This window comes from Nocardia sp. NPDC060249, from assembly GCF_042728755.1.
In the GTDB taxonomy this organism is placed as follows: Bacteria; Actinomycetota; Actinomycetes; order Mycobacteriales; family Mycobacteriaceae; genus Nocardia.
The window spans coordinates 653,614-669,215 of the sequence record NZ_JBHXAQ010000001.1 but is presented as its reverse complement, the minus strand read 5'-3'; the positions used below and the strand labels follow the sequence as shown (position 1 = coordinate 669,215).

16 protein-coding genes are annotated in these 15,602 nt (G+C 68.8%); 7 read left to right on the top strand and 9 right to left on the bottom strand.

All coding sequences use genetic code 11. The features are described from left to right. Window positions 1-25: 25 nt before the first annotated feature. Window positions 26-772 carry a peroxide stress protein YaaA gene (yaaA, locus tag ACFWFP_RS03055; RefSeq protein WP_379292846.1) on the top strand — a complete coding sequence of 249 codons (747 nt, stop codon included), beginning with the start codon at window positions 26-28 and terminating at the stop codon, window positions 770-772. On the opposite strand, the gene ACFWFP_RS03050 is transcribed toward yaaA, so the two are convergent. From ACFWFP_RS03050 to ACFWFP_RS03040, 3 genes are all read right to left on the bottom strand, one after another. Continuing rightward, a complete protein-coding gene (locus ACFWFP_RS03050; RefSeq protein WP_379293733.1) occupies window positions 762-1,154 on the bottom strand; it encodes a VOC family protein in 393 nt (130 codons plus the stop codon). The two genes, yaaA and ACFWFP_RS03050, sit on opposite strands and share 11 nt — an antisense overlap. Further along, window positions 1,154-1,435: an ArsR/SmtB family transcription factor gene (locus tag ACFWFP_RS03045; RefSeq protein ID WP_379292845.1), complete on the bottom strand. Its 282-nt coding sequence runs from the start codon at window positions 1,433-1,435 to the stop codon at window positions 1,154-1,156. The genes ACFWFP_RS03050 and ACFWFP_RS03045 overlap by 1 nt, the downstream gene beginning before the upstream one ends. A 78-nt stretch (window positions 1,436-1,513) precedes the next feature. After that, window positions 1,514-2,458, bottom strand: coding sequence for a LysR family transcriptional regulator (locus ACFWFP_RS03040; protein ID WP_379292844.1), 945 nt, complete (start codon window positions 2,456-2,458; stop codon window positions 1,514-1,516). 108 nt (window positions 2,459-2,566) lie between these two features. Between ACFWFP_RS03040 and ACFWFP_RS03035 the strand changes: the two genes are divergently transcribed. Then, window positions 2,567-3,256: a type 1 glutamine amidotransferase domain-containing protein gene (locus ACFWFP_RS03035; protein WP_379292843.1), complete on the top strand. Its 690-nt coding sequence runs from the start codon at window positions 2,567-2,569 to the stop codon at window positions 3,254-3,256. Between the two features lie 13 nt (window positions 3,257-3,269). Here the strand turns inward: ACFWFP_RS03035 and ACFWFP_RS03030 are convergent, their stop codons facing one another. Further along, window positions 3,270-3,902 (bottom strand): metal-dependent phosphohydrolase, encoded by a 633-nt coding sequence (locus ACFWFP_RS03030; RefSeq protein ID WP_379292842.1) that lies wholly within the window; start codon window positions 3,900-3,902, stop codon window positions 3,270-3,272. Window positions 3,903-4,127: 225 nt separating this feature from the next. On the opposite strand from ACFWFP_RS03030, the gene ACFWFP_RS03025 reads away from it, so the two are divergent. Beyond that, window positions 4,128-4,997 (top strand): SGNH/GDSL hydrolase family protein, encoded by an 870-nt coding sequence (locus ACFWFP_RS03025; protein ID WP_379292840.1) that lies wholly within the window; start codon window positions 4,128-4,130, stop codon window positions 4,995-4,997. A gap of 10 nt (window positions 4,998-5,007) precedes the next feature. On the opposite strand, the gene ACFWFP_RS03020 is transcribed toward ACFWFP_RS03025, so the two are convergent. Continuing rightward, the gene (locus tag ACFWFP_RS03020) at window positions 5,008-6,630 is read right to left on the bottom strand and encodes a PucR family transcriptional regulator (protein WP_379292839.1); all 1,623 of its coding nucleotides are present in this window, start codon (window positions 6,628-6,630) and stop codon (window positions 5,008-5,010) included. A gap of 108 nt (window positions 6,631-6,738) precedes the next feature. Here ACFWFP_RS03020 and ACFWFP_RS03015 point away from each other — a divergent pair, with 108 nt between their 5' ends. Further along, complete coding sequence (locus ACFWFP_RS03015) at window positions 6,739-8,229, top strand: CoA-acylating methylmalonate-semialdehyde dehydrogenase (protein WP_379292838.1); 1,491 nt, start codon at window positions 6,739-6,741, stop codon at window positions 8,227-8,229. Between the two features lie 17 nt (window positions 8,230-8,246). Then, window positions 8,247-9,584 (top strand): aspartate aminotransferase family protein, encoded by a 1,338-nt coding sequence (locus ACFWFP_RS03010; RefSeq protein WP_379292837.1) that lies wholly within the window; start codon window positions 8,247-8,249, stop codon window positions 9,582-9,584. Between the two features lie 11 nt (window positions 9,585-9,595). Here the strand turns inward: ACFWFP_RS03010 and ACFWFP_RS03005 are convergent, their stop codons facing one another. After that, the gene (locus tag ACFWFP_RS03005) at window positions 9,596-10,180 is read right to left on the bottom strand and encodes a DUF1345 domain-containing protein (RefSeq protein ID WP_379292836.1); all 585 of its coding nucleotides are present in this window, start codon (window positions 10,178-10,180) and stop codon (window positions 9,596-9,598) included. Between ACFWFP_RS03005 and ACFWFP_RS03000 the strand changes: the two genes are divergently transcribed. Next, a complete protein-coding gene (locus tag ACFWFP_RS03000) occupies window positions 10,179-10,754 on the top strand; it encodes a PPOX class F420-dependent oxidoreductase (protein WP_379292835.1) in 576 nt (191 codons plus the stop codon). The two genes, ACFWFP_RS03005 and ACFWFP_RS03000, sit on opposite strands and share 2 nt — an antisense overlap. A gap of 19 nt (window positions 10,755-10,773) precedes the next feature. Here the strand turns inward: ACFWFP_RS03000 and ACFWFP_RS02995 are convergent, their stop codons facing one another. Continuing rightward, window positions 10,774-12,234 (bottom strand): MFS transporter, encoded by a 1,461-nt coding sequence (locus tag ACFWFP_RS02995; protein ID WP_379293732.1) that lies wholly within the window; start codon window positions 12,232-12,234, stop codon window positions 10,774-10,776. A 78-nt stretch (window positions 12,235-12,312) separates the two neighbouring features. After that, the gene (cobA, locus tag ACFWFP_RS02990; RefSeq protein WP_379292834.1) at window positions 12,313-13,554 is read right to left on the bottom strand and encodes a uroporphyrinogen-III C-methyltransferase; all 1,242 of its coding nucleotides are present in this window, start codon (window positions 13,552-13,554) and stop codon (window positions 12,313-12,315) included. A gap of 162 nt (window positions 13,555-13,716) precedes the next feature. Here cobA and ACFWFP_RS02985 point away from each other — a divergent pair, with 162 nt between their 5' ends. Continuing rightward, window positions 13,717-14,184, top strand: coding sequence for a nucleoside deaminase (locus ACFWFP_RS02985; RefSeq protein ID WP_379292833.1), 468 nt, complete (start codon window positions 13,717-13,719; stop codon window positions 14,182-14,184). Window positions 14,185-14,229: 45 nt separating this feature from the next. Here the strand turns inward: ACFWFP_RS02985 and ACFWFP_RS02980 are convergent, their stop codons facing one another. Continuing rightward, window positions 14,230-15,453, bottom strand: a complete 1,224-nt coding sequence (locus ACFWFP_RS02980) for a DoxX family protein (RefSeq protein WP_379292832.1) — start codon at window positions 15,451-15,453, stop codon at window positions 14,230-14,232. Window positions 15,454-15,602 lie beyond the last annotated feature (149 nt).

The following is a 15,602-nucleotide window of genomic DNA, read 5'->3' as shown; positions in this document are numbered from 1 at the left end:
CGTCCGGCGATTACCGTTGACGATCGTGCTGGTGCTGCTGCCTCCCTCCGAAACCAAATCCGACGGCGGATCGGGTGCGCCGTTGAACCTCGACGATCTCGCGATGCCGCAGCTCAGCGCGGTCCGCGACAAGTTGATCACCGAGGTGGTGCAGCTGGCGGCCGACCCCGCGCAGTCGGCGGCCGTGCTCGGATTGGGTAAGGGCGCGGACGCGGAGGTCGCCCGCAACGCGAGCCTGCGCACGTCGGCGACGCGCCCGGCGTTGGAGCGCTACACCGGTGTCCTCTACGACGCGCTGGACGCGACATCGTTCACCACGGCGCAGCGCGCCAAGGCCTACGCGCGACTGGGGATCGGTTCGGCCCTGTTCGGCGCCGTCCGCGCGGCCGACCCCATTCCCGCCTACCGCCTCTCCGGCGGCACCAAGCTCCCAGGGCTGGCGACACTGTCGGCAGTCTGGCGCGATGTGCTGCCCGACGCCCTCTACGCGGAAGCCGCGGGCGAACTCGTGATCGACCTGCGCTCGGGCACCTACCAGCAGCTCGGCCGAGTCCCCGACGCCATCACCGCCAATGTCCTCACCGAACACCCGGACGGCTCACGTACCGTCGTCAGCCATTTCAACAAGCATCACAAGGGCCTGCTCGCCCGCGCGCTGGTGCTCACCCGCGCCGACCCCACCGACATCCGCGCCGTTGCCCGGGTAGCCACCAAGGCAGGTCTGCGCGCCGAAATCGCCTCCCCCACCGAACTTCTGATCATCACTCGGTAACGGGCGCCATCAGCTGGATGAGGTTGCCGCAGGTGTCGTCGAAGACCGCGGTGCTGACCGGGCCCATGGGGGCGGGGGCCTGGGTGAAGAAGACGCCACGGTCGAGCAGGCGACGGTATTCGGCGTCGAGATCGTCGACGGTGAAGACGATCACGGGGATGCCTTCGGCGCTCAGCGCCGTTTTGTAGGCCTTGGCCGCCGGGTGCTGGTCGGGCTCGAGCAGCAGCTGGATGCCGTCCACGTCGGCGGGCGAGACGAGGGTGAGCCAGTCGTATTCACCGACCGGGACCTTGTCTTTGACCTGGAAGCCGAGCACGTCGGTGTAGAAGGTCTCGGCCTTGGCCTGGTCGTCGACGAAGACGCTGGTCACTCCGATGCGGATCATGGGTCCTCCTGAGGGATCGGCCATCGCACCGGCACCGCGCGCAGCGGCGTGAAATCGGCGTGATGGAACTTGTATCGGCCTTGCCGACGGGTATGTACGAGACCGGCGTCCTCGAGTACGGCCAGGTGCTGGGTGATCGCCTGGCGTGACGAACTGATGTCGTGCTTGCTCACGAGGCGGGCGCACAGTTCGAACAGGGTTTGCCCGTCGCGATCGGCCAGTTCGTCGAGGAGCGCGCGTCGTGTCGAATCCGCCAAGGCGGTGAAGATGTCGGTCACTCGGCACTCTCCGTCCACTCCCCTCGAACCATAGGCAAGCACGGACTTGCCTGTCAAGTGCAAGCGCTCGCTTGCCTGTCACACGCCACATCCGGCTCGCCAACTTCGCGCCGCCTCCACCAACCGGGCGCGGACCAGGTCGACGTGCGGTCGCGACGGTGCGCCGACCCGACGCGCCAGGAAACCGGTGTTGATCGGCGGGTCGGCGGGATCGAGCAACGTGACCAGCGTCCCGTCGGCCCGCTCCCGGCCGCACAGGTAGTGCGGGAGCACGCTGATCCCCGCCCCCGCGGTGACAGCGGCGAGTACCGCGCGCAGATCGCCGACGATCAGGGCGGGCTCGGTTTCCAGGCGGGTCTCGAAGACGTGGCGCCAGTAGCGGCGCAGAATCGGCAGATCGGCGGCGTAGCTGACGAGCGGAATGCCGTCGAGCGCGATCGGACCTTCGGCGCGCAGCCGTTCGATGTCGATCCGGTCGGCGATGGACGGTGCGGCGACGAGCAGGAACTCTTCGTCGACGAGCGGTTCGGCCAGCACGATCCGCCCGCGCGGGCGGGTGGTGGCGAAGACCAGATCCAATGCCCCCGAATGCAATCGCGCGAGCAACTCGTCGGTCATGCCGGTACTGACGGTGAGCCGCACGCCGTCGGCGACCAACGGCGACAACGCGGGCACGATCTTGGCGGCGAGCATCTCCGCCGGTCCACCCAGCAGCACCGGCGGCTCGGCCGGGGCCGCCCGGTCGGTCGCCGCACCACTGACGATCGCCTCCAGCTCCTCGAGCGGACCGCCCACCCGCGCCGCCAGCTCGTGACCGGCGGCGGTCGGCGTCACCCCCCGCGGCAAGCGTTCGAACAACGGCCTGCCGAGGTGCCGTTCGAGCGCCTGGATCTGCGTGGTGACAGTCGGTTGCGACAGCCCGACCTGGACCGCGCCCGCGGTGAGCGAGCCGGTGCGGAACACGGCAAGAAAGGTCCGCAACTGCACCAGATCCATCGAGCCATCGACTGACCTATGTCTCATATAGGCCATCCTATTGGTCAGAAGATGCCACCGACCCTAGCGTGGACGACGCGACCCGACGACGACATCGGCGCTCGCCCCGAACCCGTTGAATGGAGAAGGAATCCGATGGCACACATCCTGTTCGTCCTGACCGGCGCGGACCACTGGACCCTGGCGGACGGCACCGAGCACCCCACCGGGTACTGGGCCGAGGAGTTCACGGCACCGTACGAGGCATTCACCGGCGCGGGCCACACCGTCACCGTGGCGACTCCGGACGGCGTCGTCGCGACCGTCGACCGAGCCAGCCTCGCCCCCGAGGTCAACGGCGGCGCCGATGGTGCCGCAGCGGTCGCCGCGATCCTGTCCGGCGCCACCGCGTTGCGCAGTCCGCTGTCGCTCGACAAGGTCGACCTCGCCGACTACGACGCCGTCTTCTACCCCGGCGGACACGGCCCGATGCAAGACCTCGCCGTCGACGCGGTCTCCGGAACCCTGCTCAATGACGCTCTCGCTGCCGGCACACCGCTCGGCATCGTCTGCCATGCCCCCGCCGCGCTGCTCGCCACCGCCGAATCCGGCAGCTCCCCCTTCGCCGGCTACCGGCTCACCGCGTTCAGCAATGCGGAGGAGACCCAGGCGGGCTTCGCCGACAAGGCGAAGTGGCTGCTCCAGGACCGCTTGGTCGCGCTCGGCGCCGACTACCGCGAAGGCGAACCGTGGGCACCGCACATCGAGGTCGACCGCAACCTCTACACCGGCCAGAACCCCGCCTCGGCGGGCCCGCTGGCCACCGAAATGCTCGCTGCGCTCTGAAACCGGGAGCCGGTCAGCCGCTCACCGCGGTGAGGTCGGCGAGTTCAGCGGCGAGATTGGCGCGAGCGATCGCCTCGTACCGGTCGTGGGCGAGGTCGGTACGGAAAAGCCGGGGCTGATCGGCCAGATTGCGGAGCACCGAGGCGCGCCCGGCCCGGAACAGGTCGTCGGGGACGTGGGCGTATTCGGCGCGGATCGCGGTGGTGTAGGCGGCATAGTCCTCGGGTGTCCCGCCGAGAACGACGAGATCGGCATCACAGAGCACCGCGCCGTTCGCATCGCCCGGCTGCGGACGGTGCCCGCGGGTCAGCACTACCAGCCGCACCACCTCCTCGACCAATTCCGGTGCGGCACCGAGTGATTCGAGGATGTCACGGCCCAGGTCGGCGCTGCGCTCCTCGTTGTCGGCCCGTGCGACGGCGTAGATCGCGTCGTGGAAGAACGCCGCGTAGCGCACGGCGTCGATATCGGCTGCGGCATCGGCCAATTCGTCGATGGCCGCGAGCATCACCGCCAGATGCGTGCCGGTGTGGTAGCGGCGGTGTGGTTCGCTGTAGCGCCCCACCACCCCGGCACCGATCTGTTCGGCCTCGATCCCGGCCAATGCGATCCACCGGCCCATCAGGTTCTGTGACAACGCACTCATACAACAAGTTTCGTCGTCGGCACCGACACCCACAACCCCCCGATCCTGTCGCCCGGCGGGACGACAGTCAGCTCTCAGACCTCGGCGGCGGCGAGGGCATCGAGGAGGTCGGTCGCGAGCTTCTCGGCATCGAGGTCGTCGCCGGAGATGGGCAGGGCGAACCGCACGGTTGTTCCCCGCACTGCCGCCATTGTCACCGGTTCCACCGCCCGATAGCGTGGGACGATGGTGTCTCATCCGCTCTCGTTGAAGAGCTTGCTGCTCACCGGTGCTGTGACGCTGATGGTTTCGGTGTCGACCTACGCGGTGGCGCGGGCCGAGGTACGGCCGGGCGCCACCTACGTCGCGCTCGGTGATTCCGGGGCGGCCACGACGGGTGCGGTCGATCTCGACCTGACGGCTCCGCTGCGCTGCGTGCGTTCCAGCTCCAACGCGCCGAAGCTGGTCGCCGAACGACTCGGGCTGGCGCTCGACGACCGGACCTGCAGCTCGGCGAAGATCCCGGATCTGTACGGGTCGCAGGGCGCCGGAATCGACCCCCAACTGGACGCACTCGGTCCCGCCACCGAGATCGTCACCCTGCACATGGGCGCCAACGACGCCGACATGACCCGGTTCATCCTCGGTCACTGCCACGCCGGGGCACTCAGCGGTGGTTGCGCCGCCTCGGCGGATCCGGAGTGGGACGACAAGATCGACGCGATCGCGCCTGCCTACGCCGCCGCGCTGGCCGACATCACCCGGCGGGCGCCCGAGGCGACCGTCTTCGTCGACGGCTGGCCCACCTATCTCACGAACACCAGCTGCCCGGCCATGCTCGGCCTGCTTCCCGCCGACGCCGCCTACATCCAGTCCAAGTTCGAACGCCTCAACACCGTCGTCGCGCGGGCGGCCGCCGACCACGGGGCCGTGTACATCGATACCGTCACCGCCTCCCGCGAATTCGGGATGTGCGCCGACCCGGCGGTCCGCTGGTTCGATCCGATTCTCGCCGATCGGACCCTGCTCCCCTATCACCCCACCCTCGCCGGTCAGCGTGGCGTCGCCGATCTCATCGTCGCCGCGGTCGAGTCGAGCGGCGTCCTCACCCGCTGATCCGTGCGGCCTAGGGCTTCTCGCCGCCCGCGGTGAGGTCGCGCACGAGCAGCGCGGCGTGCAGGGAGGTGCGCGATTCACCGTCGTCGAGGTCGACGGCGAGGATGCGTTCGATGCGGTCGAGACGGTCGTAGAGGGTGGGCCTGCTGATCGCGAGCGCCTTGGCGAGCTCGGTCTTGTTGCCCGCCAGGTCGAGGAAGCGACGTAGCGTGCCGGTGAGGTCGGCGGTGTGGCGGATGTCGTAGCGCAGCAGTGCCCCGAGTTCGGCCTCGGCGAAACTCTGCACGCCGGGCTCGTCGCGGATCAGCGACAGCAGACCGCGCAGGCGAATATCCGCGCTGCGGAAGAACAGCCGATTCGGTGCCGCGGTCATCGACAGTGCCACCTCGGCGACGCCCGCGGCGTGCGCGAGCCTGCCCGCGGTGTCGAGGAGGGAATCGGCGTCGGCGCCGACGCCGACGACCGCACGACGCACGCCGTCGACCCGGCGGACCTCGGCCAGCACCGCCGAACACACCGTTGCCAGCAGGCCGTCGACGTCGCCGCCGCGCGTCACCGCGAGGATCACGGTGACCTGCTCCCCGTCGGCGCCACCGCGCGTTCGCCGATGTTGCGCCGCACTGAGCGCCGACGCGGCGACCAGGCCGAGCGCATGCGTCACCGCTTCGACGATGGCCTCGCTCCGTCGTTGCGCCGCAACGGGATCCGACGCCGGCTCGGTGTCGATCTCGATCGCCAGCGGCACATAGTGGGCCCGGCGGTGCAGACCGAGGGCGGCCGCGCGCGCCTGTGCGTCGCGCTCGTCGCTCACCCGCCCCTCCACCAGATCGGCGATCAGGCCGGTTTGGGCCTGCCGGTGCAGGCCGAAGCGGTCCTTGTCGATCATCCGGTGCAGGGTGATGGTTTGCGCGGCGCGTTCGAGGACCATACCCACCCGCGCGGTCGGGGCTCGCTCGGTGCGCAGGATCAGCCTGCCCCAGCGCCGCGTGTGCGGTCCGACGCCGACCACGCCGGATCCGTCGGGCAGCATCCGCGACACCGACTCCCAATCATCGAGCAGCGCGGCCGAACTGGTGTGGCGGGCGGTAGCCGCCAGCACCCGGTGCGACAGGTCTTCCAGCACCACCGACGCGTCGAGCATGCTCGCGGCGGTCTGCACGATCTCGGCCAGCGCCGCGCGGCGCACACTGAGCTCGGTGAAGGTCTCGTGCACGGTGCGCGCGAACTCGAGTTCGGCGTACTGGTCGGCGACGATCGCCCGATGGACGGCTTCGGTGATCTCCACGAAGCGGGTCACCCGGTGCAGCACGATCACCGGCAACCCGAGTTCGGCGGCCGTAGCGGCGACGACGGGACCGAGCTCGCTCACATAGCTGCCCAGTTCCACGACCAGTCCCGCGACGCCGGCGGCGGACAGCGAACGCAAGTAGACGATCCGTGCCTGTTCAGGAGCGGCGAGCGCCTGCCCGGTGGTCAGGATCAACTCCGAGCCGACCAGGAGGTCGGCCACCTCGGCCTGGTCGCTGACATGCACCCAGCGCACCGGCCGGTCCAGGTTCGCGGCACAGATGACCTCGGGTTGCCCGGCCTGCATCACCGGCGTCGCGAGCACATCGGCCACGGTCAACAGCACCTACGAATCGTAATATGAATGCCGCAATTATGTACATATCGTCGGCCGGGTCCAGGGCCCGGATGGACCAGGGTGGAAGCATCACACCACCGGCGAATCGAGGCATTCATGCAGTCCATCGGCCATTGGATCGACGGCAAATCGGTCAGCGGCAGCAGCGAGACCACCGCACCGGTGACCAATCCCGCCACCGGCGCCGTCACCGGGGAACTGGCGCTGGCGAACGTGGCCGATACCCGCGCCGCGATCGACGCCGCGACGATGGCCTTCGCCTCCTGGCGTGACGCCTCGCTCACCCGCCGCACCCAGGTGCTGTTCCGCTTCCGGGAGCTGCTGTCCGAACGCAAGACCCAACTGGCCGCGGTGATCACCGCCGAACACGGCAAGGTGGCCGCCGACGCGCTCGGCGAGGTGACCCGGGGGCTCGAGGTCGTCGAATTCGCCTGTGGCGTACCACATCTGCTCAAGGGCGGCTTCACCGAGAATGCCTCGACCGAGGTCGACATCTTCTCGATCCGGCAGCCGCTGGGCCCGGTCGCGATCATCGCGCCGTTCAACTTCCCCGCCATGGTGCCGATGTGGTTCTTCCCGCTGGCGATCGGCGCGGGCAATACGGTGGTGCTCAAGCCGAGCGAGAAGGATCCCTCGGCGGCCCTGTGGCTGGCGCGGCTGTGGCAGGAGGCCGGGCTGCCCGACGGGGTGTTCAATGTCGTGCAGGGCGACAAGGTCGCTGTCGACGAACTCCTGGACAACCCGGGCATCAAGGCCGTCTCGTTCGTCGGCTCGACCCCGATCGCCAAGTACGTGTACCAGCGCGGCACCGCGGCGGGCAAGCGGGTGCAGGCCCTCGGCGGCGCGAAGAACCACATGGTGGTGCTGCCCGACGCCGACCTGGACCTGGCCGCCGATGCCGCCGTGAACGCCGGTTTCGGGTCCGCGGGTGAGCGGTGCATGGCGATCAGCGTGGTCGTCGCCGTCGGCGGGGTGGCCGATGATCTGGTCACCAAGATCAGCGAGCGAGCCGCGAGCATCGTCACCGGTGACGGCACCGGCGGCGCCGAGATGGGCCCGCTGATCACGCGCGCGCACCGCGACCGGGTGGCCGACTACATCGACGCGGGCGAAACGTCCGGCGCCCGGGTGGTGCTCGACGGACGCAACCTCACCGTCGACGGCGCACCGGACGGATTCTGGCTGGGGCCTACGATTCTCGACCACGTCACCCCGGCCATGAGCGTCTACACCGACGAGATCTTCGGCCCGGTGCTGTCGGTCGTCCGGGTCGGCACCTACGAGGAAGCGGTCGCGCTGATCAACGCGAACCGCTACGGCAACGGCACCGCCATCTTCACCAACGACGGCGGCGCGGGACGACGATTCCAGCACGAGGTGGAGGTGGGTATGGTCGGCATCAACGTCCCGATCCCGGTGCCGATGGCCTACTTCAGCTTCGGCGGCTGGAAGAATTCCCTGTTCGGCGACTCACACGCGCACGGCACCGACGGCGTGCACTTCTTCACCCGCACCAAAGCGGTCACCGCCCGCTGGCTCGACCCCAGCCACGGTGGGCTGGAACTCGGTTTCCCACAGAACAAGTGACTCCAGGAGACTTCGCTATGACGCTTTCCGAAGAGGCCGCTCGCGCCTATGAGCTCGACCGCCGCCACGTTTTCCATTCCTGGTCCGCGCAAGCGACTCTCACGCCGATGGTGCTCACCGCCGCCGAGGGGTGCTACGTGTGGGACGGCGAGGGCAACCGCCTGCTCGACTTCTCCTCGATGATGGTGAACACCAATATCGGGCACCAGCATCCGAAGGTCGTCGCCGCGATCCAGGAGCAGGCGGCCAAACTGTGCACTGTCGCACCCTCGTTCGCCAACGACGCCCGCTCGGAAGCGGCCCGCCTGATCAGCGAACGCACTCCCGGTGACCTCGACACGATCTTCTTCACCAACGGCGGCGCCGACGCCGTCGAGCACGCCGTCCGGATGGCGCGACTGCACACCGGCCGCTACAAGGTGCTCTCGCGCTACCGCTCCTACCACGGTGGCACCGAGACCGCGGTGAACCTCACCGGCGACCCGCGCCGCTGGCCCAACGACCACGGCAACACGGGAACCGTGCATTTCTTCGGCCCGTTCCTGTATCGCACGGAGTTCCACGCGACCGACGAGGCGCAGGAAACCGAGCGCGCGCTGGCGCATCTCGAACGCACCATCGAGATGGAGGGTCCGGCAACCATCGCCGCGATCGTGCTGGAGCCGGTTCCTGGCACCGCGGGCATCATGGTGCCGACCTCGGAGTACATGCGTGGCGTGCGCGCACTGTGCGACAAGCACGGCATCGTCTTCATCGCCGACGAGGTGATGGCGGGCTTCGGCCGGACCGGAAAATGGTTCGCCATCGACAATTTCGATGTCGTGCCCGATCTGATCACCTTCGCCAAGGGCGTGAACTCGGGGTATGTCCCACTCGGCGGCGTGGCGATCAACGCGGCCATCGCGGCGACCTTCGCCCACCGCCCGTATCCCGGCGGGCTCACCTATTCCGGTCATCCACTGGCCACCGCCGCGGCCGTCGCGACGATCACCGCGATGGCCGAGGAGGGCATCGTCGAGAACGCCGCCGACATCGGCGCTACGGTCATCGGACCCGGCCTTCGCGAACTGGCACAACGGCATCCGAGCATCGGCGAAGTCCGCGGGCTCGGGGTTTTCTGGGCCGTCGAGCTGGTCCGCAACCGCGACACCCGCGAGCCACTCGCTCCCTACGGCGGCACCAGCCCCGCGATGAACGAACTGGTGGCGGCCTGCCGCGCCGGCGGGATGCTCCCGTTCGTCAATTTCAACCGCCTGCACGTGGTCCCGCCCTGCGTGATCACCGAGGCCGAAGCCAAGGAAGGGCTGGCGATCCTCGATCACGCACTCACCGTCGCCGACGCGTACACCGCGTGATTTCCTCGCCGCTATCCCTTGATCCAGTCGATCGCGATGGCGACGACGGCGGCGTTGAAGAAGAAACTGAGCACGCTGTGGGCGGTGACGCGCCGACGCATCGACCGGTTCACCACCGTGACATCCGACACCGCGAACGACGTACCGATGGTGAACGAGAAGTACACGAACTCCGACAGCTGCGGCACCGGGCACTCCGGAAACCGCAGTCCCCCGTCGGTGAACTGGGCCCGCGTGTAGATCTGCGCGAACGCGGTGTGCAGGAGCAACCACGACATCAGCACCGTGGCCGCCGCGACGGCGTTGTCGGCATCGCTGTCGCGGGCACCGATCATGATCATCCCGGCTGCCAGCCCGGCGCCACTGGCCACCACCGCGAACGTGGTGGTGTACCAGCGTGGACCGATCCAGTCGACGGAGTCGTCGGGCAGGTCGCGGTGCAACAGCAGCCAGCCCGCCGCCACGTAGGCGACGGCCAGGAGATTCCAGATCAGCAGCAGGCCGATCCCGCCGGTCGTCCACGAGAACAGCAGCAACCAGACCACACCGAGGCCGGTCAGCCCCAGTTCCAGGACCCACACCACCATGCGACTCATGGCCGCTACGTCTACCACGTCCCGGCGCGGACACACCGGCACCGCGCCCGTCGGCTTCGTCCGCGCGCCGCGCGGTGCGGTCGATGTGTTCCGGCAACGTCTGTCCCGCTGTCGATTCCGCGCCGGAATTCCCGGCGCGGGTGGGGCGTTGTCCAAGAGCGTGACCGATACCGCAGTGCTTTCCGATGAACTGAAGTCGTACCTCGACGACGAGAAGGTCTATGCGACCGTCGCCACGGTCGGGCCCAACGGGCATCCGCATCTGACCGTGGTCTGGATCAAGCGCGAGGGTGATGAGCTGCTGTTCTCCACCACCGTCTCCCGTCAGCAGGCCAAGAACCTGGTCCGCGATCCGCGGATCACCGTGATGGTGAACCCGCCGGAGCGGCCGTTCCTGTACGCCGAGGTGCGCGGAACCGCTACCACCACACCGGATCCCGAGCGGGCACTGCCGGACGAGATGTCGCTCAAGTACACCGGCAAGCCGTACCGCGAGTTCAACCCGGCCTCGGTGGACGACGCGGAACGCGTCGTCATCCGCGTGACCCCGACCAAGGTCACCGGACGCTTCTGAGCCCGGCGGCCCGGCGGAGTCAGCTCCGCTGGGCCTCTTCCTGCGCGTGCTGTGCCTGCACCAGCTGTTGCGGGGTGTAGCGCACGGTCAGTGCGACGAGCGCGGCGACGGCGGCGATGATCGCACAGATGAACAGCACCAGGGTGTAGCCACTGTTGAGGGCTTCGATCTCGGCGGGCGTGGTGTTCGCGCCGGGGGTATCGCTGCCGCCGAGCGACAGCGTGCGTGACGCCGCGATCGGGCTGAGCAGACCGATGGCGATCGGCGTCGCCAAGCTCATGAACATCTGGCCGACCGCCGAGAGTGGCCCGATATTGGACGGCGGAACCCCGACCAGCACGCAGAGCGGAGCGAGCACGATCGCCATCCCGACACCGAAGCCGATCACCAGCAGCAGTGCCAACAGCGTCGGCAGGTACTGCACGTGCCGGTCCAGCGTCGACCCGAAGAACAGGCCGACGGCGAGCACCACACCCGCGGTGGCGAGCAGCCAGCGCGGCGCGATCACCAACGCGGCCTTGGACGCCACGGCACCGCCGACACCGATGCCGATGGTGAACGGGATCGAGGCGACACCGGCCAGCAGCGGGCTGTAGCCGAGCACGTTCTGCAGCAGCTGGGCGACGAAGAACGTCATCGCGCCGAGCACCGCGCCGGCCAGGAAGATCAGGATGAAGGTGGCGACCCGGTCGCGGCTGTCGAACAGCGACCACGGCAGCAGCGGATCGGATTCGCGTCGCTCGGCGAAGACGAAGATCACCAGCAGCACGAAACCGCCGATCAGCGAACCGAGGATCAGCGGGCTCGTCCAGCCCATGGCCGGGCCCTCGGTGGCGCCGAACACGATCGTCGCGCAGGCCAGGGTGCCCAGAATCGCGCCCTTGACGTCGAGCGGAGTGCGGTGGTGGGCGGTATCGGTGAGCTTGTAGATCGCGCCGAGCACGATGAGCGCGCCGATCGGGACGTTGATCAGGAAGATCCAGCGCCACCCGACCTCGGTCAGCATACCGCCGACGATGAGACCACCGACCGAACCGATGCCTGCCATCGAGCCGACGATCGCGATCGCCTGATTCCTGGCCGGTCCGGGCGCGAACGTCGTCGCGACCAGCGCGAACGCGGTCGGTGCCGCGATCGCGGCGCCCGCGCCCTGGAAGGCGCGCGAGATCAGCAACATCGCCTCACCGGTGGCCAGACCACAGGCCAGCGAGGCCGCGGTGAACAGGCCGACACCGTAGATCAGCATGCGTTTGCGGCCGAACGCGTCGCCGAGCCTGCCGCCGAGCAGCATCAACCCCGCGAAGGTGAGGCCGTAGGCGGTCACCGTCCACGCGCTGCCCGAACTGGACAGCCCCATGTCCTGCTGCAGGCGCGGCAGGGCGAAGATCACGACGGTGCCGTCGAGCACCACCATGAACTGCAGACCGCTCAGCACGAGAATGGCCAGGCCGAACGCCCGCTGCTTCACCGGATACTGCATCGTCGCAGCGGGTTTATCGAGCACAGTCAGGCAGTGTAATTGGCGCACCGGCAACGAGTGGGCGCGCCGTCGGTGAAGCTAGTCCAGGCCGAAGCCCGCCGTGGGGCCGATGACGATGATCGCGGGCGGGCGGATGCCCTCTTCCTTGACCCGGTCGGCGACCGTGGCGAGATCGGCGCGTACCACCCGCTGCGTGCGCAGGGTGCCCTCCTGGATGACCGCGGCGGGAGTATCGCTCGGGCGGCCACCGGCGAGCAGGGCGGCGGCGAACTTGTCGATCCGCTCGACCGCCATCATCAGCACGATGGTGCCGCGCAGCTTGGCCAGCGCCGACCAGTCGACGAGCGAATCGGGATGATCGGGGGCGACGTGTCCGCTCACGACCACGAATTCGTGGGTCACACCGCGATGGGTCACCGGGATGCCTGCCGCACCGGGCACCGAGATCGGGCTCGTGACACCGGGCACCACCGTCACCGGGATGCCTGCCTCGGTGCACGCCTCGAGTTCCTCGTAGCCGCGGCCGAACACGTACGGGTCGCCGCCCTTGAGCCGGACCACGAACTTGCCCGCTTTGAAGCCTTCGACGAGCGCGAGGTTGATCGCCTCCTGGGCCATCGACCGGCCGTACGGGATCTTCGCGGCGTCGATCACCTCGACGTGCGGGCCCAGTTCGGCGAGCAGTTCCGGCGGGGCGAGCCGGTCGGCGACGACCAGATCGGCGCGCGCGAGGAGCCTGCGACCGCGCACGGTGATCAGGTCGGGATCACCGGGGCCGCCACCGACGAGCGCGACGCCGGGGGTCACCGGTTCCGAATCATCGGTCACCACACCGGATTGCAGCGCTTCGAGCAGACCGTTGCGCACGGCGGCCGAGCGGCGGTGCGCGCCACCGGCGAGCACACCGAGGGAGAGCCCGTCGTAACGGGCGGTCGCGGGCGTCACCGCGGTGCCGTCGCGCGCGATGTCGGCGCGGACGCAGAAGATGCGCTTGGCGCTGGCTTCGGCGACCACCGCGGCGTTGGTCTCGGGTTCGTCGGTGCAGGCCATCGCGTACCAGGCGCCGTCGAGATCGCCGTCGGCGTAGGCGCGCAGTTCGACGGTGAGTTGCCCCGCCGTAGCCATGCCCTCCACCGCCGGGGTGACCGCCCGGCTGATCACGTGCACATCCGCACCCGAGGCCACGAGCAGGCCGAGTCGGCGCTGGGCGACGGTTCCGCCGCCGACCACCACTACTCTGCGTCCACGCAGATCGAGCCCGACCAGGTAGTTCGGGTCGCCTGCGGGCGGGGTCGATGCGGTGTCTGCGGTGTTCGGCACAGTGTCCCAGCCTAGTTCCTGGCTCGGTGCGCCCCGAACGCACCCGCCGAAGGATGCCGCGCCGCACGACGATCTGTCCGTCGGCGGCCCGGGCTCGACGGATCCCGGTGGTCCACGGCGCGTACGTTGCCGACCGGGCGGGCAGGCAGGACAGTGGAGTCCATGATCCAGCCGGACGCACTCCTCGACGTGGCCTACGACGAAGCCCTGCGCGGGCTGGCAGAAGGCGGTGTCCCCATCGGCGCGGCCCTGTTCGCCGCCGACGGCACCCTGCTCGGACGCGGCCACAACCGCCGCGTCCAGAACGACGATCCGAGCGTGCACGCCGAAACCGACGCCTTCCGCGCCGCGGGTCGCCGCCGCGACTACGGACCGACGATCATGGTCACCACCCTGTCGCCGTGCTGGTACTGCAGCGGTCTGGTCCGCCAGTTCGGGATCGGCACCGTGATCATCGGCGAGGCGCAGACCTTCCACGGCGGCCACGACTGGCTGGCCGAACACGGGGTCAAGGTGATCGTGCTCGACGATCCGCGCTGTGTGTCGCTGATGACCGACTTCATCGCCGAGCGCCCCGACCTGTGGTTCGAGGACATCGGCGTCGCGCCGGCGAAGGACGCACCCGGATGAGCGGCATCGTCTCGGTCGACCCGGCTCGGTGCGACGCCTTCACGTTCAGCTGAAGTACGGCTGGTTCTGGACCCAGCGGAAGTTCGTGCTGCGCAAGGGGAATCGCTCGAGGTCGAGACGTTCGAGGGTGATCGTGGTGGGTCGGCCGTCGAGTTCGCCGCGCAGGGTCAGCGTGTCGTCCGAGGGGTGGTCGACGGTGAATGTCGCGTAGGGCGCGGGCGGTTCGTCCGGGCTGGTGGGGACGGCGGCGAGAGCCATCGTGTGCGCGGCAAGGTCGGTCGTGGCGAGCACCGGCACGACTGCGTCGTCCATCCGCTGGTAGCCCGCCGAGCCCACATCGACGACGAGGCGTTGCCAGCGGACCGGATCGGTGGTGAGCGGTGGGACCGGGGCCGCTTCGACACTGAACTCGCGGACCTCCCAGATGCCGTACAGCTCGGGTTTCGGTGCGCCACCACCGTATTCGCGCCAGCTCCGCATTCCCACGTCGACCATGCCCGCCGTGATCCACAGTCCGATCACGACCTGCGCCACCGCCGCCCACCGGTTCGCCCGCGACGAGGAGAACAGCGGGGGCTGCACGGCCGGTCCCGAATCACGCTCCAGCACGAGGAAATTCGCGAGCCTGCGCGCCTGCGGGGCGAGCAGCACCAGCCCCATCAGCAACAGATGCCCGGCCCGCATCTTCACCGGCACATCGAAGGTCAGGTTGAGCAGGAACACCTGCGCCATGCTAATCACGCCCAGCATGGCGCCCACCGTCGCGGTCCGCGGCCAGAACAGCAGCAGACCGGCGAGCACTTCGGCTGTGCCCAAAGCGATCTCGTAGGCGGGTGACGAGCCGACCTGGGTCCAGAGCATCGCCATCGGCGTCAGATCACCCACACGGGTGAGCAACGTGATCAGCGCGGGCTCGGGCATCTGTGTCGGAATCAGCTTGGCGAAGCCGTAGAACAGCATCTGTCCGCCCACACACAGCCGCAGCGCGGTGAGAAACCAGCTCAGCAGTCGCGGGTACGCACCCCGGCGCCGGTCCAGCACCGACCACACCACCGTGATCAACACCGCGACCACCAGCAGCAGACCGCACTGAATCCAGATCGCGGCCTGGTCGCCACTGCCGTTCATCGCCAGCTCGGCCTCCACCCCGAACACGTGCTCACCGATCCAGCTACTCACCGGATCAAGGGCCATGATCTGCCAGAGCACGGCTTCCTCGGGCAACCGCAGCGCAATCACCCCGAGGAAAACGAAAGTGATCTGAGCCATCCACAGACAGAAAAGCCCCAGGTACGCCACACTGAATCGGAAGGCGAGCCGGGTAATCGGATGCCACATCGGTGGTGACGGCGGGGTCGCTATATTGTTGCGCCCACGATCAATGGTCCCTGCGGTCACCCACGCCTCCTCATCGAGTT